Source organism: Lysobacter sp. Soil_C_59 (assembly GCF_057656415.1).
Window position 1 is genome coordinate 133,733 of record NZ_JBDGKK010000008.1, and the last position, 22,555, is coordinate 156,287.

Annotated in this window: 24 protein-coding genes; 10 read left to right on the top strand and 14 right to left on the bottom strand. The window is 66.9% G+C overall.

Going from position 1 to position 22,555, the window contains the following annotated elements; all coding sequences use genetic code 11:
• Window positions 1-3: 3 nt before the first annotated feature.
• From flgJ to AC3A3Q_RS15035, 10 genes are all read right to left on the bottom strand, one after another.
• Window positions 4-999 carry a flagellar assembly peptidoglycan hydrolase FlgJ gene (gene flgJ / locus AC3A3Q_RS14990; protein WP_487586999.1) on the bottom strand — a complete coding sequence of 332 codons (996 nt, stop codon included), beginning with the start codon at window positions 997-999 and terminating at the stop codon, window positions 4-6.
• Window positions 1,000-1,018: 19 nt separating this feature from the next.
• A complete protein-coding gene (locus tag AC3A3Q_RS14995; protein ID WP_487587000.1) occupies window positions 1,019-2,125 on the bottom strand; it encodes a flagellar basal body P-ring protein FlgI in 1,107 nt (368 codons plus the stop codon).
• A 12-nt stretch (window positions 2,126-2,137) separates the two neighbouring features.
• Entirely contained in the window at window positions 2,138-2,836 is a 699-nt protein-coding gene (gene flgH, locus AC3A3Q_RS15000) for a flagellar basal body L-ring protein FlgH (protein ID WP_487587001.1), read from the bottom strand.
• A gap of 8 nt (window positions 2,837-2,844) precedes the next feature.
• Window positions 2,845-3,630 (bottom strand): flagellar basal-body rod protein FlgG, encoded by a 786-nt coding sequence (gene flgG, locus AC3A3Q_RS15005; RefSeq protein ID WP_487587002.1) that lies wholly within the window; start codon window positions 3,628-3,630, stop codon window positions 2,845-2,847.
• Between the two features lie 49 nt (window positions 3,631-3,679).
• Window positions 3,680-4,426 (bottom strand): flagellar basal body rod protein FlgF, encoded by a 747-nt coding sequence (locus AC3A3Q_RS15010; protein ID WP_487587003.1) that lies wholly within the window; start codon window positions 4,424-4,426, stop codon window positions 3,680-3,682.
• A 17-nt stretch (window positions 4,427-4,443) separates the two neighbouring features.
• A complete protein-coding gene (flgE, locus tag AC3A3Q_RS15015; protein WP_487587004.1) occupies window positions 4,444-5,667 on the bottom strand; it encodes a flagellar hook protein FlgE in 1,224 nt (407 codons plus the stop codon).
• Window positions 5,668-5,689: 22 nt separating this feature from the next.
• The gene (locus AC3A3Q_RS15020; protein WP_487587005.1) at window positions 5,690-6,352 is read right to left on the bottom strand and encodes a flagellar hook assembly protein FlgD; all 663 of its coding nucleotides are present in this window, start codon (window positions 6,350-6,352) and stop codon (window positions 5,690-5,692) included.
• A 38-nt stretch (window positions 6,353-6,390) separates the two neighbouring features.
• Entirely contained in the window at window positions 6,391-6,798 is a 408-nt protein-coding gene (gene flgC, locus AC3A3Q_RS15025; protein ID WP_487587006.1) for a flagellar basal body rod protein FlgC, read from the bottom strand.
• 10 nt (window positions 6,799-6,808) lie between these two features.
• Window positions 6,809-7,171 carry a flagellar basal body rod protein FlgB gene (gene flgB, locus AC3A3Q_RS15030; RefSeq protein WP_487587007.1) on the bottom strand — a complete coding sequence of 121 codons (363 nt, stop codon included), beginning with the start codon at window positions 7,169-7,171 and terminating at the stop codon, window positions 6,809-6,811.
• A gap of 89 nt (window positions 7,172-7,260) precedes the next feature.
• Complete coding sequence (locus tag AC3A3Q_RS15035; RefSeq protein WP_487587008.1) at window positions 7,261-8,181, bottom strand: chemotaxis protein CheV; 921 nt, start codon at window positions 8,179-8,181, stop codon at window positions 7,261-7,263.
• A gap of 177 nt (window positions 8,182-8,358) precedes the next feature.
• Here AC3A3Q_RS15035 and flgA point away from each other — a divergent pair, with 177 nt between their 5' ends.
• The 4 genes from flgA to AC3A3Q_RS15055 all read left to right on the top strand — a co-directional run bounded on the left by flgA (window position 8,359) and on the right by AC3A3Q_RS15055 (window position 10,970).
• On the top strand, window positions 8,359-9,009 hold the full coding sequence (flgA, locus tag AC3A3Q_RS15040) for a flagellar basal body P-ring formation chaperone FlgA (RefSeq protein WP_487587009.1): 651 nt from the start codon (window positions 8,359-8,361) through the stop codon (window positions 9,007-9,009).
• Window positions 9,010-9,088: 79 nt separating this feature from the next.
• The gene (flgM, locus tag AC3A3Q_RS15045; RefSeq protein WP_487587010.1) at window positions 9,089-9,400 is read left to right on the top strand and encodes a flagellar biosynthesis anti-sigma factor FlgM; all 312 of its coding nucleotides are present in this window, start codon (window positions 9,089-9,091) and stop codon (window positions 9,398-9,400) included.
• A 2-nt stretch (window positions 9,401-9,402) separates the two neighbouring features.
• Window positions 9,403-9,744 carry a flagellar protein FlgN gene (locus AC3A3Q_RS15050; protein WP_487587011.1) on the top strand — a complete coding sequence of 114 codons (342 nt, stop codon included), beginning with the start codon at window positions 9,403-9,405 and terminating at the stop codon, window positions 9,742-9,744.
• Entirely contained in the window at window positions 9,741-10,970 is a 1,230-nt protein-coding gene (locus tag AC3A3Q_RS15055; protein ID WP_487587012.1) for a sensor histidine kinase, read from the top strand. The genes AC3A3Q_RS15050 and AC3A3Q_RS15055 overlap by 4 nt, the downstream gene beginning before the upstream one ends.
• 9 nt (window positions 10,971-10,979) lie before the next feature.
• Here AC3A3Q_RS15055 and AC3A3Q_RS15060 read toward each other — a convergent pair whose 3' ends face one another.
• Entirely contained in the window at window positions 10,980-12,716 is a 1,737-nt protein-coding gene (locus tag AC3A3Q_RS15060; protein ID WP_487587013.1) for an EAL domain-containing protein, read from the bottom strand.
• Window positions 12,717-12,998: 282 nt separating this feature from the next.
• Here AC3A3Q_RS15060 and AC3A3Q_RS15065 point away from each other — a divergent pair, with 282 nt between their 5' ends.
• The 4 genes from AC3A3Q_RS15065 (at window position 12,999) to AC3A3Q_RS15080 (ending at window position 18,267) form a co-directional block, all read left to right on the top strand.
• Window positions 12,999-14,690 (top strand): sensor domain-containing diguanylate cyclase, encoded by a 1,692-nt coding sequence (locus AC3A3Q_RS15065; RefSeq protein ID WP_487587014.1) that lies wholly within the window; start codon window positions 12,999-13,001, stop codon window positions 14,688-14,690.
• Window positions 14,691-15,041: 351 nt separating this feature from the next.
• Window positions 15,042-16,547, top strand: a complete 1,506-nt coding sequence (locus AC3A3Q_RS15070) for a multicopper oxidase family protein (protein WP_487587015.1) — start codon at window positions 15,042-15,044, stop codon at window positions 16,545-16,547.
• Window positions 16,544-17,689 (top strand): hypothetical protein, encoded by a 1,146-nt coding sequence (locus AC3A3Q_RS15075; RefSeq protein ID WP_487587016.1) that lies wholly within the window; start codon window positions 16,544-16,546, stop codon window positions 17,687-17,689. The genes AC3A3Q_RS15070 and AC3A3Q_RS15075 overlap by 4 nt, the downstream gene beginning before the upstream one ends.
• Window positions 17,690-17,691: 2 nt before the next feature.
• On the top strand, window positions 17,692-18,267 hold the full coding sequence (locus tag AC3A3Q_RS15080) for an SCO family protein (RefSeq protein WP_487587017.1): 576 nt from the start codon (window positions 17,692-17,694) through the stop codon (window positions 18,265-18,267).
• A 20-nt stretch (window positions 18,268-18,287) separates the two neighbouring features.
• On the opposite strand, the gene AC3A3Q_RS15085 is transcribed toward AC3A3Q_RS15080, so the two are convergent.
• Entirely contained in the window at window positions 18,288-18,962 is a 675-nt protein-coding gene (locus AC3A3Q_RS15085) for a MarC family NAAT transporter (RefSeq protein ID WP_487587018.1), read from the bottom strand.
• A gap of 192 nt (window positions 18,963-19,154) precedes the next feature.
• Between AC3A3Q_RS15085 and AC3A3Q_RS15090 the strand changes: the two genes are divergently transcribed.
• Both AC3A3Q_RS15090 and AC3A3Q_RS15095 read left to right on the top strand, forming a co-directional pair.
• Window positions 19,155-19,649 carry a pyridoxamine 5'-phosphate oxidase family protein gene (locus AC3A3Q_RS15090; protein WP_487587019.1) on the top strand — a complete coding sequence of 165 codons (495 nt, stop codon included), beginning with the start codon at window positions 19,155-19,157 and terminating at the stop codon, window positions 19,647-19,649.
• A 75-nt stretch (window positions 19,650-19,724) separates the two neighbouring features.
• Window positions 19,725-20,156 carry a response regulator transcription factor gene (locus tag AC3A3Q_RS15095; RefSeq protein ID WP_487587020.1) on the top strand — a complete coding sequence of 144 codons (432 nt, stop codon included), beginning with the start codon at window positions 19,725-19,727 and terminating at the stop codon, window positions 20,154-20,156.
• A 44-nt stretch (window positions 20,157-20,200) separates the two neighbouring features.
• On the opposite strand, the gene AC3A3Q_RS15100 is transcribed toward AC3A3Q_RS15095, so the two are convergent.
• A complete protein-coding gene (locus tag AC3A3Q_RS15100; RefSeq protein ID WP_487587021.1) occupies window positions 20,201-21,481 on the bottom strand; it encodes a c-type cytochrome in 1,281 nt (426 codons plus the stop codon).
• Between the two features lie 93 nt (window positions 21,482-21,574).
• Window positions 21,575-22,477, bottom strand: coding sequence for a LysR substrate-binding domain-containing protein (locus tag AC3A3Q_RS15105; protein WP_487587022.1), 903 nt, complete (start codon window positions 22,475-22,477; stop codon window positions 21,575-21,577).
• Window positions 22,478-22,555 lie beyond the last annotated feature (78 nt).

Below are 22,555 nucleotides of genomic sequence, written 5' to 3' on the forward strand. Positions count from 1 at the left end.
CGCTTATCCCTTGGTGCCCGACGGCGTGGCGACCGTCGCGCTGGCGTAGCTGTTCATGGGCGCCGCACCGGGCAGGTTCGCCAGTGCGCGGTTGAGCGTGGTGCCGTCGGCGATCGCGGCGATCTTGGCGGCGTAGGCCGGGTCGGTCGCGTAACCAGCTTGTTGCAGCGCGCTGGCGAAACGATGGACGTCATCGCCGGCACTGCGCGCGGCGGCATAGCGCGGGTTGCCGAGCACTTTGGCGTAGTCGGCGAAGCTTTCGGCCGGTGAGTCGTAGGCACGGAACTGGGCGCGTTCGCTACGGCGCGCTCCGTCGACGTACTCGTGCGTGCTCGAACTCACGCGCTGACCTTCCCAGCGGCTGCCGGCCTTGATGCCGAACAGGTTCTGCGAGGAGACGCCCTGCTCGCCGGCGAGGCGACGACCCCAGCCGGTTTCCAGCGCGGCCTGGGCGACCAGGGCCTTCGCCGGTACACCAAGCTCCGCTGCCGTCTTCTGCGCGTGCGGCCAGATCGAGCGGACGAACGCTTCCGGACTGCTGCAATCCAGCGGTGCATCCGGCGGGCAGGCATTGCTGGCACCGGTCATCGCTGGAGGTGGATCGATTGGCGCCAGCCCGGGCATCGACACGCCCGAACTCGTCGGCGCGAGCGGAAGCGAAGTCGCCGGCAACACCAGCGGCATCGGCGTCGCCGGCAAGGGCAGGGCACCACCGGTGGTCGTGGCCGGCGTTATGCCACGTTCGAGCTGGCGCACGATCATCGGTGCCAGGCCGAGGCCACGCCCCTTGGTGAGTTCGCGCGAAAGCTGCTGGTCGTACATGTCGCGATAGGTGTTGTTGCCGCCCATCAGCGGGTCGCCAGGACTGGCGCTGCGCATGGACTTGATCAGCATCTGCGCGAACTGCGCCTCAAGCTCCTGCGCGGCCTTCTCGATGCGCGCACGCGGCGTCGCCGATGACGGTTCCAGTGCGATCGCTTGGGTGCCGGGCAGACGCATGTCGGTTCCGAGCGGAGGCTCAGATCACCTCGAGCTCGGCGCGCAGGGCGCCGGCGCGCTTGAGCGCCTCGAGGATCGCGACGATGTCGCCCGGTGCCGCGCCGACGGCGTTGACCGCACGCACGATCGACTCCAGCGAGGTGCCGCCGGCGAACAGGAACATGCGCCCTCCGTCCTGGTGCGTCTCGACGGTCGACTGCGGAGTGACCACGGTGTTGCCGCGGCCGAACTCGTTGGGCTGGCTGACCTGCGCGTTCTCGGTGATCGACACCGTCAGCGAGCCGTGCGAAACCGCCGCCGGCAGCACCGTGACCTGGCCGCCCATCACCACGGTGCCGGTGCGCGCGTTGACGATGACCTTGGCCGCGGCCGCACCCGGGCTGACGTCGAGCGTTTCCAGCCGCGCCAGGAAAGCGATGCGATCGCCCGGCGGTGGCGTCACTTCGATGGTGACACCGTCGACAGCGTGGGCACTGCCGCCACCAAAGGAATCATTGATCGCACTGACAATCCGCGCGGCGGTGGTGAAGTCCGACTCGTGCAGGTTGAGGGTGACCAGGCCGCTGGGTGCGGCGCCGGCGACGGCACGTTCGACGATCGCACCGTTGGGAATGCTGCCGCCATTGGGCGCGTTCACCGAGATCCGCGAACCGTCGCGGCCGGCCGCGCCCAGGCCGCTGACCACCAGCGTGCCCTGTGCGATCGCGTAGATCTGGCCGTCGGCGCCACGCAGCGGCGCCATCAACAGGCTGCCGCCGCGCAACGAACCGGCATTGCCGATCGACGACACGGTGACATCGATTGCCTGGCCCGGCTTGGCGAACGCCGGCAGCTCGGCCTGGATGGCCACGGCGGCGACGTTCTTGAGCTGCGGGTTCACGCCCGGCGGAATCGTCACGCCGAGCTGGTCGAGCATCGTCTTGAGGCTCTGCACCGTGAAAGGGGTCTGGCTGGTGCGGTCGCCGCTGCCGTCCAGACCGACCACGAGGCCATAGCCGACCAGTGGGTTGCCGCGCACGCCGGCGACCTGCGCCAGGTCCTTGATGCGCTCGGCACGCGCCGGCGCCGCCGACAAAGCGAGCAGGCCGGTGAGGGCCAGGAGGCACAGCGCGATGTTCGGGCGCATGGTCGGCGTACCTCAGTAGGGGAATGCGGCGGAGTTGAAGAATCGGGCCAGCCAGCCCATCGCGTTGGAGCGCGCCAGCGTGCCGCGACCGCCATAGACGATGCGTGCCTCACCGACCCGGTCGGACGTGACACGGTTGTCGGGACCGATATCGGCAGTGCGCACGATTCCTTGAACCTGGATCAGTTCGTCGCCCTGGTTCAGGCGCACGCGCTTCTCGCCGGCGACGCGCAGGTTGCCGTTGCCGAGCTGCTCGACCACCGACACGGTGATGTCGCCGGCGAGCTGGTTGCTCTGCGCGCTGTCGCCGGCACCGGCGAACTTGCGCTTGCCCTCGACCTCGGCCTGCAGCAGCGGGTTGCCTTTGTAGGTGATGTCCTGGCCGAAGATCGACGGCGCCGCCATTTCCAGGTTGGCGTCCTTGCTCACCGCGGTCTTGGCGTTGGTCTTGGCGCGGGTGTTCTCGATCAGCACGACGGTAAGCAGGTCGCCGACCTCGCGCGCCTTGTTGTCCTGGTAAAGACGCAGGCCGCGATTGCCTGGCGTGTTGCCGGCGAAGATCGAGCCGCCGTTGCCGGCAACCGGGGCCACCGGCGCGGCAGTTGCCGCGACCGGCACCGGCACGACATAGTCGAAGGGCCGCACATCGCCGACCAGGGTCGCGCAGCCGGGCAGGATCGCCAGCAGCACGTATGCCAACGGGGTCTTCATCGCCGTGCTCACAGATTATTGTTGAGGTAGGCCAGCATCGAGTCGGTGGTCGAGATCGCCTTGGCGTTGGTCTCGTAGGCGCGCTGGGTCTCGATCATCGACACCAGCTCTTCCACCACGTTGACGTTGGAGCCCTCCAGCGATCCCTGCACCAGCGTGCCGACGCCGCCTTCACCGGGCGCACCGCTCTGCGCCGGACCGCTGGCGCTGGTTTCGACATACAGGTTCTCGCCCTTGGCCTGCAGGCCGGCGGGATTGACGAAGTCGGCCAGCGTCAAGGAACCGACCTGCACCGTGTCGGCCTGGCCGACCAGCTTGACGCTGACGGTGCCGTCGGTGCCGATGGTGATGCTCTCGGCGCCTTCCGGGATCTGGATGCCCGGCTGCACGGGGTAGCCGGAGTTGGTGACCAGTTCTCCCTGCGGGCTCGGCTTGAAGCTGCCGTCGCGGGTGTAGGCCGTGCTGCCGTCGGGCATCAGCACTTCGAAGAAACCGCGGCCGTTGATCGCCACGTCCAGCGCGCCGTCGGTGCGCGCCAGGTTGCCCTGGCTGAACTCCTTGGCGGTCGCGGCGACGCGCACGCCGGTGCCGGTCGACAGACCGGTCGGCAGCTGCGTCTGCTCGGAGGTGGCACCGCCGGGCTGGCGCACGGTCTGGTACAGCAGGTCCTCGAAGCTGGCGCGGTCGCGCTTGAAGCCGGTGGTGTTGGTGTTGGCGAGGTTGTTGGAAATCACCGCCATGCGCGTCTGCTGCGCGTCGAGGCCGGTCTTGGCGATCCATAGAGCCTGGGTCATGGCGGGTTTCCGTTACGAGGTGGTCAGAAGGGGTAGGGCAGGGTGGCGATCAGCGCGACGACAGCAGCGAGTTGGCCGATCGCGCGCTCTCGTCACCGCTATGCAAGACGCGTACCTGCATCTCGAACTGGCGCGCCAGCTGGATCATCGACACCAGCATCCCGGTGCCGTCGACGTTACTGCCTTCGAGCACGCCGGCGGTCAGCACCGTGCCGGCGGCAGGCTGCGGCGCGGCGCTGCCGGGCGCGGCATGCATCAGGCCATCCTCGCCACGCACCAGGTCGCGGGTGGCGGCCGAGACGACCTGCAGGCGGCCGATGGCGCTCATGGTCGAGGCAGGCTGCCCCTGCGGCACGATCGACACCGTGCCGTCGGCCGCGATGTTCAAGGCATCGTTGGGCGGAATCGACATCGGCGCGCCGGACTGGTCGAGCACCGTCAAACCGCTGCCGGTGGTGAGCAGGCCGTTGGCGTTGATCTTCAGGTCGCCGGCGCGTGTGTATGCGACGCCACCCGCGCTGTCCTGCACCGCCAGCCAGCGATCGCCGTGCAGCGCCACATCGAGCGGGTTGCCGGTGTTGGTGATGGACCCGACGGCGCTGCTAACGCCCATGTCGCGGCCAATGGTGGCCACGCGCGATGGCAGGCCTTCGCCTGCCACCTGCGCGGCGACCGTGCCGTGCAACGTCGCCTGGAAACCGACGGTGTCGGTATTGGCGAGGTTGTGCGACACCTGCGCCTGCGCCCGCAGCGTGGCGCTGGCACCGGTCATCGCGACGTAGAGACTCTTGTCCATCGAGGTCGGCGCCTACGTCAGCGGATGTTGATCACGGTCTGGGTGATCTGGTCCTGGGTGGAGATCATCTGCGAGTTGGCCTGGAAGTTGCGCTGCGCGGTGATCATGTTGACCAGCTGCTCGGTGAGGTCGACGTTCGATGCTTCCAGCGCACCGCCCTGGACCAGGCCGAACTCGGACGTGCCGGCGCCGCCGCGGCGCGCCTGGCCGGATTCGAACGTCTCCGCCCAGCCGTTGTCGCCCAGCGGCTGCAAGCCCTGCGGGTTGGCGAAGTTGGTCAACGCGACCTGGCCCAGCGGCGTCGACACGCCGTTGGTGTAGCGCGCGTTGACCACGCCTTCGGGCGAGACTTCGATGCCGGTCAGGCGGCCGGTGGTGTAGCCGTCCTGCACCAGCGCCGACACGCCGAAAGCCTTGCCGTATTGCGTCGACTTGCCGATGTCGAGGGTGATGTCCATCGCCGCGGCGCCGCCCGGAGGCGTGTAAGGCGGCAACGTGATGCGACCGGGAGCGGCCGGCGCGGTCAGCTGGCCCGTGGACGAGTACTGCAGCGTCTGCGGCGTGCCGACGTTGACGCCGTCGATCTGCGTGCGCAGCTCCCACTCGTTCGGGTTGGCGGTCTTGATGAAGTAGAGCGACTGCGTGTGCGGTGCGCCGAGCGAGTCGTAGACCGTCAGCGACGTGGTGTGGCTATAGCTGGACGGTTCATTCGGATCGAACGGGGTCAGCGTCGGCGGGGTCGCATTGCCCGGCAGGTTGGTGCCGACCTCGACCTCGGTCGTCGCCAGCGGCGGCGAGTCGCCGGTCGACAGGCGCAGGTCGCCCATGCGACCGGTATCGAAGCCGTTGCCACCGGCATTGGGCAGGAACACCTGCAGGCGCTGCCCGGCCGGGTTGGTCACGTAACCGTCGGGATCCGGGCCGAAGTTGCCAGCACGCGAATAGACGGTCGCGCCATTGCCCGACAGGGTGAAGAAGCCCTGGCCCTGGATGGCCATGTCCAGCGCCTTGCCGGTGAAGTCGGTGTTGCCCTGGCCGAACTGCTGGGCGACCTTCTCCAGGCGCACACCGGCGCCGATGGCGTTGCGCGACAGCCCATAAGGCGACATCGCGAAGACGTCGCCGAACTCGGCGCGCGACTGCTTGAAGCCGGTGGTGTTGGCGTTGGCGATGTTGTTTGCGGTGACGTTGAGGTCGGCCGAGGCGGCATTCATGCCGCTGAGCGAAATGCGGAAACTCATGAGGTGTGCTCCTTGAAAGGGTTCAGCCGATGCGACGGATGGACGACAGCGGGTGGCTGCCCAGGCCCGCGAGGTTGAGGACCAGTCCGCTGGGCTCGACCGACACGCTGTCGATGTGCGCGGCCACGCGCACGCTCAGCGATTCGGTGTCGGCAGCGGTGCCGCTGGTGGCGCGGATCGTGTAGCGGCCTGCGGCGGCGGGCTGACCGGCATCGTTGAGGCCGTCCCATTCGAATGCGGTGTCGCCGGCGGCGCCGGCCTCGACGGTCATCTTCCGCACGCTTACACCGGCCGCGTCGACGACTTCGAATGTGATCGGTCCGGCCTTGAGCGCATCGACCTCGCCTTTGACACCGGCGCCAGCGCCGAGCTCCACTTCCGACACCTCCACCAGCGCATCGCGGCCGACCAGCGTTGCCGCGCGCAGGGCCTGGTCGGACTCCATCACGCTGGCCACCGCTTCCATCGCGCCCTGCATCTTGTCGATGCCCTGCACGGTGGAGAACTGCGCCAGCTGGCCGAGGAATTGCGCGTTGTCGAGCGGCTTGAGCGGGTCCTGGTTCTTGAACTGCTCGGTCATCAGGCGCAGGAAGTCGGCCTGGCCGAGCGAGCTGTTGCGCGTTGCCTGCGGGCTCTGCAGGCCGAGCGATGCGTATGTGTTGTCGGTGCCGCTGATCGTGCTCATCTGGATCCCCGGGTGATGTCGGTGCGTGCGGCGTCGCGTCAGCGACCCATGTTCAAGGTGGCGAGGGCGAGTTCCTTGGCGCTGTTGAACACCTCGACGTTGGCCTGGTAGCTGCGCGAGGCCGAGATCAGGTCGACCATCTGCGCCACCGGATCGATGTCGGGCGCGTACACGTAGCCCTGTGCATCGGCGAGCGGATGGCCGGGCTCATAGCGCTTGAGGGCAGGGGCGTCGCTCTGGGTGATTTCCTTGACCTGGACGCCGGCCAGGGCCGGATCACTGGCGACGGGCTCGGCTGAAAACACCGGCTGCCTGGCGCGGAACACGGTGGTCGGATCGCCGGAGATGGAATCGGCGTTGGCCAGGTTCGATGCGACCGTGCTCAGCCGCACCGACTGCGCGTTCATCGCAGAACCTGCGACATCGAAGATCGGCAGGTTGCTCATTGGTCAGTTCTCATTGGCCAGTGATGGCGGTGAGCATCGAGCGCACTTTCGACTCGACGAACGACATCGAGGCCCGATATTCCAGCGACGCCTGCGCGAACGCGGCGTTCTCGCGGTCGCCATCGACCGTGTTGCCATCGAGGCTTGGCTGGCTCGACGCGCGTGTATAGCGTGCGCCTGCCGCGGCGTTGCCGATGACATCACCGCCAGCGGCCGCGCCGGGCTGCAGGGCCACCTGCAGGGCGCTGTTGAAGTCGAGGTCCTGCGCCTGGTAGTTCGGCGTGTCGGCATTGGCGATGTTGGCCGCGAGCAGCTGCAGGCGCTGCTCTCGCAACGCCAGCGCCGTGCCGTGGATGCCTAGGAAGTCGGACATGTGCCCTCCGGGGGCGGGTTCTCCTCCCGGATCAGGCAAGTGATGTGCCAGACGCTGCCGGCGCGGGCCGCGATGGCCCGACCGGGACCTCAGCGCAGGGCGTGGATCCGCGCCGCCACCCGTTGCGCCAGCTCGCTCTCGGAGTATTTGGGCACGAAGTCATCGGCGCCGACGCGTTCGACCATGGCCTGGTTGAACACGCCCGACAGCGAGGTGTGCAGCAGCACGAACAGTCCGCGCAGGGCAGGGTCGCGACGGATTTCCGTCGTCAAGGTGTAGCCGTCCATCGCCGGCATCTCGATATCGGAGATCACCATGGCGTAGCGCTCGCACGGCGACTGCCCGGCCTGCACCAGCGCCTGCAGGTGGTCGAGCGCCTGGCGTCCGTCCGACAGCAGCGTGGCCTCCAGCCCCAGTTGCCCGAGCACGGCCCGGATCTGGTTGCGGGCGACGCGCGAGTCGTCGACCACCAGCACCTCTCGCGATCCGCCGTGCACGGGCAGGGCGGTCAGGTTGCCGGCATCGCTGGCGCGCGGCACCGACTCGGCGAGCACGCTTTCGACATCGATCAGCTGGATCAGCTCGCCCTGGTGGCGGGTGACGCCGGTGAGGTAGTGGCAATCACCGCCCAGTTCCGGTGGCGGCTGGATCTGCTCTACGGCGATGTTGACGATGCGGTCGACGCCGGCAACCAGGAAGCCCTGCACCGAGCGGTTGAACTCGGTCACCACCAGGTACTTCGGCTCGCCGGCGGCGTCATCGCCATGGCCGATGACCCGCGCCAGGTCCAGCACCGGCACGCTGCGGCCGCGCACGTCCGCCGCGCCGGCGAAGGCCGGTGGTAGCTGCGGCAGGGTGAACAGCGGCGGGCGCGGCAGCACTTCCTGGACCTTGAACACGTTGACGCCAAAAAGCTGACGCGAACCCAGGCGGAACAGCAGCAGGGCCAGCCGGTTGTGGCCGGCGAGGCGGGTGCGTTGGTCGATGCGGTCGAGCAGGTCCTGGCTCATGCACCGTGTTGACGGCCGCCACGCCGGTTCCTTGAGCACTGCCGACAGGTCTTCCCGTGGCACGGCGCTTGCAGGCCACCGTCGATGCATCCGTCCGTAGAGCAGCCCCTGGCCATGCGATTGCTTCCATCGTTCCGTTGTCGCTTGCCGCCGCGCGCGTCCGCGGTCCGGGCAGGCATGGCGGCGATGCTGGGCGCGTGGTGGCTGCTGGCCCTCTCGAACGCACACGCGACCACGCCACACCCGGCCGCCGACATCCGCGCCGCGGCCATCGCCGCCATTGGCGCCGCCGACGCGGATGCCGAGGTCGTCATCGACCCTGCACTGCGCCTGGCGCGCTGCAACCAGCCATTGCAGGCCGTCGCCTCAGGACCGAGGACCGCCCAGGTCCGATGCGACGACACGCCCGGCTGGCGCCTGTACGTGCCAGTGCGCGTGCGCCGCGAAGCCGATGTCGTCGTGCTCACCTCGCCGGCACCGGCCGGCGTCGCCATCGCTGCCAGTCAACTGTCGCTGCAACGCCGCGACATCAGCCGCGCCAGTGGGGCGACCTTCACCGATCCGGCCGCGCTGGTCGGCCGCATCCCCAGTCGCGCCCTCGCCGCCGGGCGGGTGCCGACCGAAGCGGACCTTTCCAGCGGAACGCCGCTGCGCCGGGGCGACCCGGTGGTGCTGGTCTCGCGCACCGGAGGCGTCGAGGTCAGAATGCAGGGCCGCGCGCTCGGCCCGGACCGTGCCGGTGGCCTGGTGAGCGTGGAAAACCTCAGCTCGCACCGGGTGTTGCGGGGCAGGGTGACGGCCCCGGGTGTGGTGGAAGTCATGCCATGAAACCAGCTGAACAGGGGCGCCTCAAGTTCCCCTTCGCCATGCCGATACCGTGTTCGACCGAGCCACTCAGGAGTGAGCCATGACCAACAAGATCGACGGCGGACTGCCCGCCGCCCGACCGCCGGAAGCGGCCGTGACGTCCGCAACGGCGCGCGCCGGCAACGAGCGCAGCACGGCGATCGGTGCCACCAATGCCACCGACAGCGTGCGTCTGACCGGTGAGGCCGAAGGCCTGCAGGCGCTCGAGCGCCAGCTCGGCAACGGCCCGGCCGGCATCGACGTCGCCCGCGTCAACGCAGTGCGCGCCGCGATTGCCGACGGCAGCTACAAGGTCGACGCGCAGGCCATTGCCACGCGCATGATCGATCTCGACCAGCAGCTCGGCAAATAAAGATGAGCGCCGGCATCGAGCCAGCGCTGGAGGCACTCGAGCAGGCGCTCAAGGCCGAGCGCGAGGCGCTGCTGGCGCATGACGTGGATGCCTTGCTCGCGTCCACCGACGCCAAGCTCACCGCGCTGCGCCGCGCCGAATCGATGGCGGCCGACGCCGGATCGGCCGACCGCCTGGTCCAGTTGCGCGACTTCAACCAGGCCAACGGCGTGTTGCTCGCGCGTCGCCGTCGCGAAGTGAACTGGGCCCTGCGCCATCTTGGCCGCATCGAGTCGACGAGCGTGTACGATTCCGCCGGACAGCCGGGCGCCCGCCCGCAGGCGCGCTGTCTCGGAGTGGGATGAACCAACGCGACACGCTTACGTCCTCCACGACCTGGAGCGACGACATGCTCTGGGCCCTGAGCGTCACCGACAACGCGGTGATGCTGGTCGACTGTGCCGGTCACGTGACCCTGGCCAATGACGCGACCCGCGCGTTGGCCGAGCGTGTCCATCCCGGCGCCGGCCCCGAATACCTGCTGACGCTGCTGCCCAACGACGTCTGGACGCTGGCCTGCGCAAGCGGCAGCTGGCACGGCCAGGTCACCTCGGCCGACGGCCTCGTACTTGCCGTCGCACTGCACTGCGAAGAGCGCGGCGGCACCGTGCGCAGCTTCCTGACCTTTGACGACCTGTCGGCACGCAACGGTCGCGAACGCGAGCTGCAACTGCGCCACGACGAATTGCAGAACACCTATCGCCGCCTGGCCGGCGCGCAGGAGCAGTTGCTGCAATCGGAGAAGATGGCATCGATCGGCCAGCTCGCCGCCGGCGTCGCGCACGAGATCAACAACCCGATCGGCTACGTGCACTCCAACCTGGGCACGCTGCAGGAGTACATCGGCGCGCTGTTCGCGCTGGTCGAGGCCCACGAGGCCGCGCTGCAATCCGGCGATCCGCTGGCATCGCGCGAAGAGGTCCGCATCAAGCGCGAGCGCCTGGACATCGACTTCATCATCGGCGACCTGCCCAAGCTGCTGGCCGAATCGCGCGAGGGCATCGAGCGCGTCACCAAGATCGTGCACGACCTCAAGGACTTCTCCCACGCCGGACGCGACGAGGCGATGCGGCCGTCGGACCTGCACCGTGGCCTTGAGTCGACCCTCAACATCGTCTGGAACGACCTCAAGTACAAGGTCCGCCTGGAGAAGCATTACGGCGAGTTGCCGCCGGTGGAGTGCCACCTGTCGGAGATCAACCAGGTGCTGATGAATCTGCTGATCAACGCTGGCCAGTCGATCACCGAACGCGGAAGCATCGTGATCGCCACCGGCGCCGAGAACGGCGAGGCCTGGATCAGCATCGCCGACAGCGGTTGCGGCATTGCGCCAGATGCATTGCAGCGCATCTTCGAGCCGTTCTACACGACCAAGCCGATCGGGCGTGGCACCGGCCTGGGCCTGGCGATCGCCTACAGCATCATCGCCAAGCACAACGGCCGCATCGAGGTCACCAGCCAGCCCGGTGCCGGCAGTGCGTTCCGCGTGGTGTTGCCGACGGTGCAGCCGCGCGACGCGGGTACTGCCTGACCGCGCGACTCAGAATCCCTCTTCGCCAGCCGCGCGGCGCTCGTGCGCGCGGAACGCCGCCTGGATGTGCTCACGCAGTTCGTCGTCGTTCCAGGGCTTGGTCAGGAAGCGGTAGATCGCGCCCAGGTTGATGGCCTCGGTAATCGTGGCCAGGTCGGTGTAACCCGACAGCACCATGCGGATGGTGTCGGGGTAGAGGTCGCGCACGCGCGCCAGGAACTCGGTGCCGGTCATGTCCGGCATGCGCTGGTCGGAGACGATGACCTGCACGGCGTTGCTCGCCAGCAGGTCGAAGGCTTCGCGCACGCTGCTGGCGGTGAGGATGTTGTAACCGTCGCGACGGAACAGGCGTGCGAGCGAGCGCAGCACGTTCTCCTCGTCGTCCAGCAACAACACGGTCCGCTCCGGCCGCGTCGCCGCGAATGCGCCGGGCAGGAGGAAGCGACGCCGGATGAGATCGTCGAGCTGCTCGGCTGGCAATGGCGGACTGAACAGGTGACCGACGAAGTAATCGCAATGGTTGCGGCGCAGGAAGCCCAGCTCGGCTTCGGTCTCCACGCCCTTGGCGGTGACCTTCATGCCCAGTCGATGGCCCATCGCGATGATGCCGCGCACGACCGCGGCGCTGCGCGGATCGCTGGCGACATTGCGGAAGAAGCTGCGGTCGATCTTGAGCCGGTCCAGCGGGTACTGCGCCAGCGAGGCGAAGCTCAGGCCACCCAGTCCGAAATCCTGCACGGTCAAGGTTGCGCCCAGCCCGCGCAGGCCGACCAGGGTGTCGTGGATGCGATGCGCGTCGAGGGCGAGCGCACTTTCGGAAACCTCGAACTCCAGCGACTTGCCGCTGAGGTTGAAGCGGTGCAGCAGCTCGCCGATCTCGTCCAGGCAACGCGGCTGCGCCAGCAGCGGGCTCGCCAGGTGCACCGACAGCGACAGGTAATCCAGTCCCTGGTCGCGCCACTGCGCCAGCTGCCTGGCGGCCGCCTCGGCCACCCAGGATCCCAGCTGCGCCGACAGGCCGACACGCTCGACGATTTCCAGGAAGCGGCTGGCGCGCAACAGCCCGTTGCTCGGCGTGTCCCAGCGCAGCAGGGCACCGAAGCCGATCATGCCGCCGTCCTGGGCATCGATCAGCGGCTGGTAGAACAGGTGCAGCTCGCGGTTGTCCATTGCCTCGACGAAGCGCTCGGCGAACCCGTCGTTGGGCGCCTTCTTGTCGGCGGTGGCCGAGTACAGGCCGATGCTGTTGAGACCCTGTCGCTTGACGTCCAGCAGTGCGCGCTCGGCACTGGCCAGCAGCGAGGGCGCGTCGTTGGCATGGTCGGGGAATACCGCCACGCCGATCGACAGCGTCACCGGCAGGGAGTAGGGCGGGATCCACAACGGTGTCTCGAAGGCATCGCGAAGCATCTCGGCCAACTGCTCGCCGTCGGTCTCGCCGGGCAGGTAGCGGATGCCGGCGATGAACTCGTCGCTGTTGAGGCGCCACAGCCAGCTTTCGTCCGGCATGGCCTTGCGCAGTCGCTGCGCGATCGCGGCCAGGGCCTGGTCGCCGACCGCCTCGCCCATGTTCGAGTTGATCGAGCGGAACATGTCGACATCGACGTGCAGCAGCGCCAGCTGGCGCTTGGTCGCGCGTGCGGCGGCCAGCTCCTTGGGCAGGCTGGGCCCACCGGCGCCGAGCCGGTACAGCAGGGTCACGGGATCGACAGGTATCCCACTGAGCGCGTCGTAGTGTTGCTTCATCGCGACAGGGTAGCGGTTTCGGCTATTGGATCGGAGGGGGAGGAGCCGTGGCTCCGGAGCGGCTCAAGGATTCCCTGTTCCCGCCGATAAGTCCGGAGAAGGCGCGAAAGTGCTACGCAGTCCACAGTTTCCGGGTGGGGTCACGGTGAACTGTTGCAGGTGTTGCAGACGATCCAGGACGTTCCCGGTTCGTTTTATTGGCGGAGGTCCGGCGGGCGAGCGAAAACTCGGCGTGGGAGCGCACGCATTTGTGATTCCAGCGCGGGCAGGGGCCGCGCCGATATGCCATTGAAGCGTCTTTCGCCATTGCGGGGTTTCATCGCGGCTGCAGTCATCCTCGTTGCGCTGGGGGTCTACGTCGTAGCCAACGCGGTGAACCTCGCGTCGGACTACCGCTGGGTCAACCATACCCACGCGACCCTCAACCTCATCAGCCAGATCGAAGCGCTCAAGCACCAGGCCATCGCCGAATCGCGCGGCTACATCCTGGCCGGCAGCGATGAGAGTCGCGACAACTTCTGGAAGGTCCAGGGCCAGTTGCAGCGCGAGATGGAATCGCTGGTCGGCATGGTCATCGACAACCCGCAGCAGCACCAGCGCAGTATCCGACTGCGCGAGTCGCTGGAGCGGCGCCTGGCGATCAGTTCCGATGCAATGGAGTATTACGGCAGCCGCGGCGTCGCGCCTTCGCTCAGCGACGCCAGGACGGCGATGATCCGCGCTGCCGAAATCGACGTGGGCCAGCGCCTGAGTGAACTGCGGCACGGCGAGCAGGCATTGCTGAGTGCGCGCAGCGCGAGCGCCGAACGCGCCGCCTGGCTGATGTTGCTGGCCGCCGGAATCGGCATTCCATTGAGCTTGTTCCTCGTCGGCCACGCCCATCGCCTGCTGGCGCGCGAAAACCGGGAGCGCACGCAGGCCGAAGCAGCGGCCTCGGCCTCCAATGCCGAGCTGAGCAGGACGGTCTCGCAACTGGCGCACCTGTCCGACAGCATGGCGGCACTGAGCACGTATTCGGGGATGCTGCAGGGCGCGTCCGACGCGCAGGAACTGTATGAAATCAGTGCGACCACGTTTCGCAAGCTGTTGCCCGGAACCTCCGGCTTCCTCTACGTCATTCGCGCCTCGCGCGACCAGGCGGAGCTGGTAGCCAGATGGGGCGAAGGGCTGGCGCCCACCGATCCGACGCCGGCGCCTCATGCGTGCTGGTCGGTGCGGCGCAATGCAGCCTTCGGCGTGGACGACCTGCGCCATGGCCTGCGCTGTCCTCACACCGGACGGCCGCCCGGTGCCGAAGAAGTGTCGGGGCTGTGCATTCCACTCAGCGCGCAGGGCGAAGTGGTCGGGTGGATCTCGCTGCAACGGCTCGGACAGGGTCGCATCCCGGACGAAAGCCTGGCGATCAGCCTGTGCGAACAGCTTTCGCTGGCGCTGGCCAACGTGCGGCTCAAGGAAAGCCTCCAGCACCAGGCCATCCGCGACCCGCTCACCGGCTTGTTCAACAGACGCTACCTGGAAGAGTCGCTCAGCCGCGAGATCGCCCGCTGCGAACGCAGGCGCCAGCCATTGGCGGTGCTGATGCTGGACGTGGACCACTTCAAGGCCTTCAACGACCGCCATGGCCATGCCACCGGCGACATCGCACTGGCGGCCTTCGGCGCGATGCTGCAGGCCAAATGCCGGGCCGAAGACATTGCCTGCCGCTACGGCGGGGAAGAGTTCACCCTGATCCTGCCCGAGACCGACCTGGCCACCGCACTGGAACGCGCGGAAGAGATCCGCGCCGGTGCCGCCCTGCTGCGGATCGGCCCTGCGGGCACCTTGCCCAGGATCACCGTGTCGATCGGCGTTGCGCTCATGCCCGAACACGGCAACGTGGGCCTGGAGTTGATGCGTGCCGGCGACATGGCGCTGTATCGCGCCAAGCACGAAGGCCGGGACCGGGTGGCGGTTGCCGAGGTGGAGACGGCCTAGCGCTCCGGAGTGCAGCATCGACGCCGCCTATGGCACCTGCGGCGCAAGGCGATCGTGAAGCGATTCACGCAATCGCCTGAGAGGCGAAGCCTATCGAAGTTGCCGCGATCGCAACCGGTGGCCGCCGGATAACCATGGCGCCGTTGGATCTTCTTGATGCAGCTCGATCGTGGCCGCAGCTAGCACTTCCGCCTGGTCGTCAGCACGATCGCCACGGTTACATCGCCTGGGTGGTGAGCGAGTTCCAGCGCCGGACACGGAGGTGAACCCATGGAAGCGCATGTGCAGGGAAGTCTTCCGACGAGCTGCCGACCTGCTGCTCGAAGCGGCGTCCTTACTGCCGCACTCGCATTGGCACTGCTGCAACTGACGACAGGGTGCAGCTCCGAACACAAGGCAACCACTGCGTCCGAGCCCCTGCGCCCGCCGAAGGAATTCAGCTTCGGCGCCGACGGCGTGACGCATGCCGACCTGCGCGCATCCCTGACCCACGTCAACGTCGGCAACGAGCGTTACACCTCGCTGGTCTTCAACGACGACTACAACGCGCCTCTCATCCGGACGCGCCCCGGTGGCGTCATGTCGATCCGCCTGGACAACCAGATGGACGAGAAGACCAACCTGCATTTCCACGGCATGACGGTGTCTCCGCTGGAAGCAGGCGACAACATTTTCCGCGAGACCCTGCCGCACCAGGTCGGCGTCTACAACCTCAAGCTTCCGCCCGACCACAGCCCGGGCGCGTACTGGTACCACTCGCACTTCCACGGTGGCTCGCAGCGTCAGGTGGAAGCCGGCATCGCCGGACCGATCCTCGTCGACGGCATGCTCGATCCGTTCCCGGAGCTCAAGGGCATCCAGGAGCGAGTGCTGGCGCTGCGCAATTTCCAGAAGACCGCCACCGGCAAGGTTGCCAGCGAGATCATCACTTCCGCCGCATCGATCCGCACCGTCAACGGCCAGGAGCAGCCGATCATCGAGATCCAGCCGGGCGAAACCCAGCTGTGGCACCTGCTCAACATCTCGGCCAACCAGTACTTCCGCGTGCGGGTGAAAGGACAGCCGGTGCAGATCCTTTCGCAGGACGGCAACACGGTCAACCAGCAGGTCATGACCGATGAAATGCTGATCGGCCCTTCGGCCAGGGTCAGCGTCCTGGTGGTGGGCCCACAGGCGGGCGACCATGCAGTCGAGCTGGGTTCGGGTAACACCGGTCCTGCAGGCGACCAGTACAAGGGCGCACAGCTGGCGGTATTGCGCTCCAGCGGCGCACCGGTGTCGACGCGAAGGATCACCAGCGCGTATCCGCGGCTGGAGGATTTCAGCAGGGAGCCGGTCGCACGGACGCGGCAGTTCGCGTTCGAGGATTCGCCCACCGACGGCAATGCCTTCCTGATCAATGGCCGTCGCTTCGATTACGGCCGCGTCGACACCACCGTCAAACTGGGCGATGTCGAGGAGTGGCGGCTTTACAACCCGTCACAGGAACTGCATCAGTTCCATATCCACCAGACCGATTTCCAGGTCACGCAGATCAACGACAAGCCCGTGCCGTTCATCGGCTATCGCGACAACGTGTACATTCCGGCGACCGGGTCGATCACGGTGCGCATCCCGTTCCGCGATCCCACCATGCTCGGCAAGTTCGTCTACCACTGCCACATCCTCGAGCACGAGGACGGCGGCATGATGCAGGTCGTGCAGGTGGTCAAGCCCGAGGACTACGAGCAGGCGCTGAAGCTCGAGCCACTGGGCGGCATCTACGGCGAGAACCAGCTGTGCAGCTACCTCAAGAACACCGGTGAGGACCTCAAGGTTCCGTACCCGAGCAGCTGGCCGATCGGAGGTGCGCCGTGAGCCGGGCAAGGGCAGGGGCCCTGGTACTGGGCACGCTGTGCGGATCGATGGGACTGGCGCCGGAAGTGCGCGCGGACGACGGCCAGTACCCGAACTTCGGCATAGACTACAGCGCGCAGCTGCAGTACGACTTCAGCCGACTCGACGGCGATACCAACGGCGGCCCGCGCAACACGACGGATTTCTATCCGGACATCACCACGTCCTTCTACCTGCGTTTCAGCACGGACGACCAGATCCGGCTGACCACCGAGATCAATCCGGCCGACCCGCCCAACCCGGGCGAGAAGCGCACGTTTGGCGACATCGGCCTGGTGATCGACGAGCTGAACTACTACAAGCTCACCTCACGCACGTCGTGGATGATCGGCAAGTTCCAGGTGCCGTTCGGCCGGGCGATGGACCAGGCACCGGGGCTGTACACCAACGACTACGTGGCGGCCTATGACCTGGGCGGAATGCTCGGTGGCACATTCGGCTACCGCCACTTCAGCCAGAAGCTCGGCCTGATCGAGCCCGACATCAGCCTCTACACGTTCGACACGACCGAACTCAGCCGCACCTTCCTGCGCGGCGGTGGCCGCGCGCAACGTTCCGACGGCGGCCCCGCGAACACCGGCAAGCTCGATTCCTACTCGGTCGCGCTGAACTGGACCAGCATTCCGGCGCTGCCGTTCCTCGAACTGCAGGCCGGCTACATGCGCAACCAGAAGGGCGTTGGCCAGAACGACGGCACCATGCCCGGCGACGAAGTCGTGCGGATCGTTTCGGCACGCTACATGTGGGCGCGCCTGCCCGGCACCGACCTGGGCGAGACGCTCAGGGGCCATTACCTCGATGTAGTGCCGTTCATCGAGTACGCCGATGTGGACAACGAGAACGCGGTGCAGGGCAACGACACCAGCTACCTGACCACTTCGCTCACGGTCGACTATGGCCCCTGGTCGATGGGCGCGACGCGCACCGACAAGAAGCGCCCGCCGATCGCCGGTGCCGGCCGCCACGATTACCTCAATGAACTGAGCGTGACCTACAACATCACCGGCCGGCTGAGCATCGGTTTGTCGGCCGGGACGCAGAAGGAGGCCGGGCAGCGCTCGGACCTGTACGGACTGCAGCTGGCCTACTCGGGAGCGTACTGATCATGCGCATGCACGCATTCATCGTCGCAACGGCGCTCGCGCCGACCCTTTTGCTTGCGGCCACGCGCACGGACGTCGGTGGCTCGTTCAAGCTGACCGACCAGTCCGGTCGCGCCGTCACCGACCAGACCTACCACGGCAAGCCGGCGCTGATGTACTTCGGCTTCTCGTCGTGCCCGGATGTCTGCCCGACCGACCTGGCGCGGATGGCGCGCATTGCCCGGCAGGCACAGCAGGTCACCGGCGTAGCGCTGACACCGATCTTCGTCACGGTCGACCCGGAGCGCGACACGCCGGCCAGGCTGAAGCCCTACGTCGGCGTATTCGGCAAGAACTTCGTCGGGCTCACCGGCACTCCGGCGCAGATCAAGGACATCACCGACAAGTACCACGTGTTCTACAAGAAGGTCCCGTATGGCAAGCAGGGGCAGTACACGATGGACCATTCGACCTTCATGTTCCTGCTCGACGCGAAGGGACGGTACCAGGACCACTTCGGCCGCAGCGTCGACGAAGCCACGGTCGTGCAGCGCATCAGCGCCGAGCTGAAGCACGCCGGCGCCACCGCGGCGAAGTAGGTGCGGACCCCACCGCGAGCTCAGCTCACCTGCGGGTAATCCTTGATGATGTCGAGCACGCCGTTGATGACGAACTGCGCGCCCATGCATACCAGCAGGAAACCCATCAGGCGCGAGAAGGCCTCCACGCCGTTCTGGCCGATCCAGCGCATGATGGTTCCCGCGCTGCGCAGGCACACCAGCACGATGAGCGACGAAAGGAAGAACACCAGCAACGGCGCGAGCTGCATCACCCATGGCGCGAATGGCTGCTCGTCCTTCATCATCGCCGCGGTGCTGATGAGCAGCGCGATCGTGCCGGGACCGGCGGTGCTGGGCATGGCCAGCGGGATGAAGGCGATGTCACGCGTGGCCTTTCCGGAGCGCTCCTCGACGGGATGATCCGCGTCGGAGACGTCCTCGGCGTGATCGCCCGGAAACAGCATGCGGAAACCGATGAAGGCCACGATCAGGCCGCCGGCAATGCGCAGCCCGGACAGCGTGATGCCGAACACGCTCATGACCTGCTGGCCGGTGTAGTACGCGATCGTCATGATGGCGAAGACGTAGCAAGCGCACAGCAGGGACTGGCGCTTGCGCTCCTGCTCGGACATGCCTTTCGACAGCGCGAGCATCACCGCAACCGTGGTCAGCGGATTGGCCAGGGGCAAGACCATGACCAACCCCATTCCCACTACCTCGATCAACTCCAGCATGTGATCACCCGTGGGCCAAGGCGAAATCCGTCACACCGTACGGCACGCGCTGCACGCGGAGAGTGAAGCGCGGAACATCCCAACCCGCCTGAGGCACGCCAGTCACGCCGCGTAAGCGTCTCTTTCACGTCGTCTTTAGCCCGGCGCTCCCAGATTGGGACATCACTTTCAACCGCTGATGGAGAACCGACAATGACCAAGCCCGACGACCTCGAGCAGAAGTTCTGGGAAGCGCTCAAGTCCGACATGACGATGATGCTGGGCGTGGACGGACTGGAGGAGGGGCACACGCGGCCCATGACGGCGCAGCTCGAGAACGAGAGCCGGGGCCCGATCTGGTTCTTCACCTCCACTGACAACGCGTTGGTGAAGCAGGTCACCGCACCACGCCGCGCGATCGCCGCGTTCTCCGCGAAAGGGCACTCGCTGTTCGCCAGCGTCGGCGGCGAGTTGAGTGTCGACACCGATCCCACCGTGGTCGAACGTCTGTGGAATCCCTTCGTCGCCGCCTGGTACGAGGGAAAGAACGATCCCAAGCTGGCGCTACTGCGGCTCGATCCCGACCAGGGCGAGGTCTGGCTCAACGAGAACAACCTGCTTGCCGGGGTGAAGATGCTGATGGGCATCGACCCGAAGAAGGACTACCAGGACAAGGTCGCCAAGCTGGATCTACGCTCGGATCCCTGATGCCTGGCGCCACATCCACACCGTCTTCACCGTTACGCCCTCAGGGTTGCCGCTGTTTCGACGGGGGAGGGTTGCATGGCAGTTCTGGAATGCGGGCTGATTCTGGTGGTCGAGGACCATCCGACCATCGCCGAGCTGATCGGCGAGTGCCTGGAGCGGATCGGATACGACATCGATTTCGCGCACGATGGCGTGGAAGCACTGGGGCGGCTTGAGGACAGGGCTTATGACCTGGTGATCCTCGACCGGTCTCTCCCTCGGTTGGACGGCGTTGAAGTATGTCGCCGCATTGCCGGGGCCAAAGGGGCCAGACCTTCGATTCTGATGCTCACCGCGCACGAGGCATGGGCAGACAAGGTGACAGCACTGGAAGCAGGCGCCGATGACTACCTCACCAAGCCGTTTGCCCCGACAGAGTTGCAGGCACGCGTGGCGGCGTTGATCGATCGCCGCCGCGGCAGCGTACCTGGCACGGAACTCCAGGCGGTGGGTCTCGCGATCGCCTGACAGCGGCGACGAAGCGCGTTCGAGCCAGCCTCCCGGTCGCACCGCTACAGGGACTTGAGGTATTGCGCCACGTCCTTCACCTGCGCCGGCGTCAGGCCAAGCGATTTCCTGCTGTTGTAGGTTTCGACCACAGCCTCCAGCGTCGGCGCGCTGCCATTGTGGAAGTACGGCGGGTGTTGCCAGACGCCATTCAACGGCGCGGTCCTGTATTGCTTTGTCGCGCTGCGCGACGCGTAGCTCGGCACGCCCGCGGTCTCCGGCTCGCTCACTACTTCACCTGGTGCGTGCAGGCGCGTGTTGGCGTCCGTGAACGACGGGGCGCTGTGGCAACCGGAGCAGCCAGCAGCGCCGTCGAACAGGATCTTGCCGCGTTGCGCCGCCGCCGGATCGAAACTGCCCGCCGGCGGAGGAGGGGAGGGTAGGGACAACTGGTACGCCTGCAACGCGGGAAGCTTGCTGCTTACCAGGTCATCGCTGCCATGCTTCACTTTCACCCCGGTTCTTGGCTCTTCGAACGAACCGTGTCCGCCCATCTGGGTGACGCTGACATAGCGGTTCCAGTACGCAATATCGTCGCCATCACCCGTGGCCGTGATGCGATCAAGGCCGGCCAGCCCGTACGCAGGCGGTATGACCTGCGGCCCATTACGCCCGTCCTGGTTGTAGCGCGGATCGTACTTGCCCTTTCCCCACGACCCGTAAATCGCCTTCTGTTGCGCCGTAAGCGTTGGCGACAGGGCGATGATCGCGCCGGGATCGAGATCGCGATTGGGCCAGCCATCCAGGCGCTTGCCGATGCCGGGAGAGAATGAATCGTCGACCGTCGAGTGGCACAGCGCGCAGGTAATCCCGACGCGGGTCAAGGTGTCCTTTCCATCCACGCTCTCGACCGTCCCCTTGAGTCCAACCACGGCATCGAGCTTGAGCAGCGCGACCGTCGTGTCCGGGCTGGTGAGGCTGATCGACCCGTCCTTGATGGCGCTGACCACTTCAGGCGGCAACGCTTCGGCATCGACCTTGAGGCCGACCGACAGTGCGGTCTTGGGATCGACTGCCTTGCGGATCACCTCGTGCATCTTCAGCTGGTCGGTCCAGAAGGATTCGTCGCCGAAGGTGTCGAAACGGAATATTCGCTGTCCTGTCGCGATCGCGGCCGGGTCGTTGTGCGCGTCGTGTGCGGCGGCCGGGGCAGGCGCCTTGCCTTCGGCCCTGGTCGAGCCGGGCTCCGGCGTGGCTCCCGGACCACAGCCCGCCAACAATGCAGGGAGCATCCATGGCCACAAGCGCCGCTGCGGACGCCGCGCCTGGTTGGAAGCGCTGTTCATCTCGTCACCTCCCTCGAATCTGTCGGAGCCTTCAACTTGCGGACGCGACAGGGCGAAAAAGGTTCCCGGGAGAGGGCGAGCCGGGCGTGGCAGCTACTTCGCTGCCGGGGATGACTCCACGCTCGCTTCCCCCAGCAGCCAGGCACGCACTGCGGCGATGCCGGCATCCGCGTCGTGAGCCTGTGCCCAGGCAATATGAAACCCATGCCCGGCCAGTTCCGTGTCGAAGGGCTGGAACAGCATTCCCGAATGCAGTTCGTCGCCGACAAGTGCGAGGTTGACCAGGGCCACACCCTGGCCGGCCACTGCGGCCTGGATGGCGTGCACTTCGTCGGAGAACTGCAACTGGCGCGGCAAGGGCGCACACCCGGCGCGCTCGAACCACAACGGCCAGTCCGGCGTGTCCGCATCGCGGCGGAACCATTCGAAGCCGATGAGCGGGACCTTTCGCAAGTCGTCCGGTGTCCGCACGCCCAGGGCCGGGGCGCATACGGGTGCAAAGCGCGATGGGAGCAGCGGCACGCAGTTCAGCCCCGGGTAGCTGGCCGGGCCGTAACGGATCGCCAGCTGCGCAGCGCCCGCATGCAGGTCTACGGGCTCGTCACTGGTGTGCAGGTGGAGCGCGATGCCCGGGTGCGCTTGTGCGAATCGCGCCATCCGCTGCAGCAGCCATCGCGAGGCGAAAGCCATCGTCGTGCTCAGCACCAGGGGGCGAGGTTGCGTTCCGGGACGCACCGCATCCACTGCGCGTGCCATCGCGTCGAATCCATTGCGCAATGCGGTAAACAACTCCTGGCCGACCGGGGTGAGATCGACGCGCCGTGGGCCGCGTTCGAACAGGCGCACGCCGAGGTGCTCCTCAAGCTGGCGCACCTGGTGGCTGATGGCGGTCGGGGTGAGCGACAACTCGTTGGCGGCGTGCTTGAAGCTGAGGTGCCGCGCGGCGGCTTCAAAGGCGCGAAAGGCGGTCAGGGGCGGCAGTCGACGTGCGCTCATGGATGAATTTCAGTCATCTGGTGGATGCAGAATGATCGTTTTACTGAAGCCGATATCAGGTCGAACCTGTGCGTATCA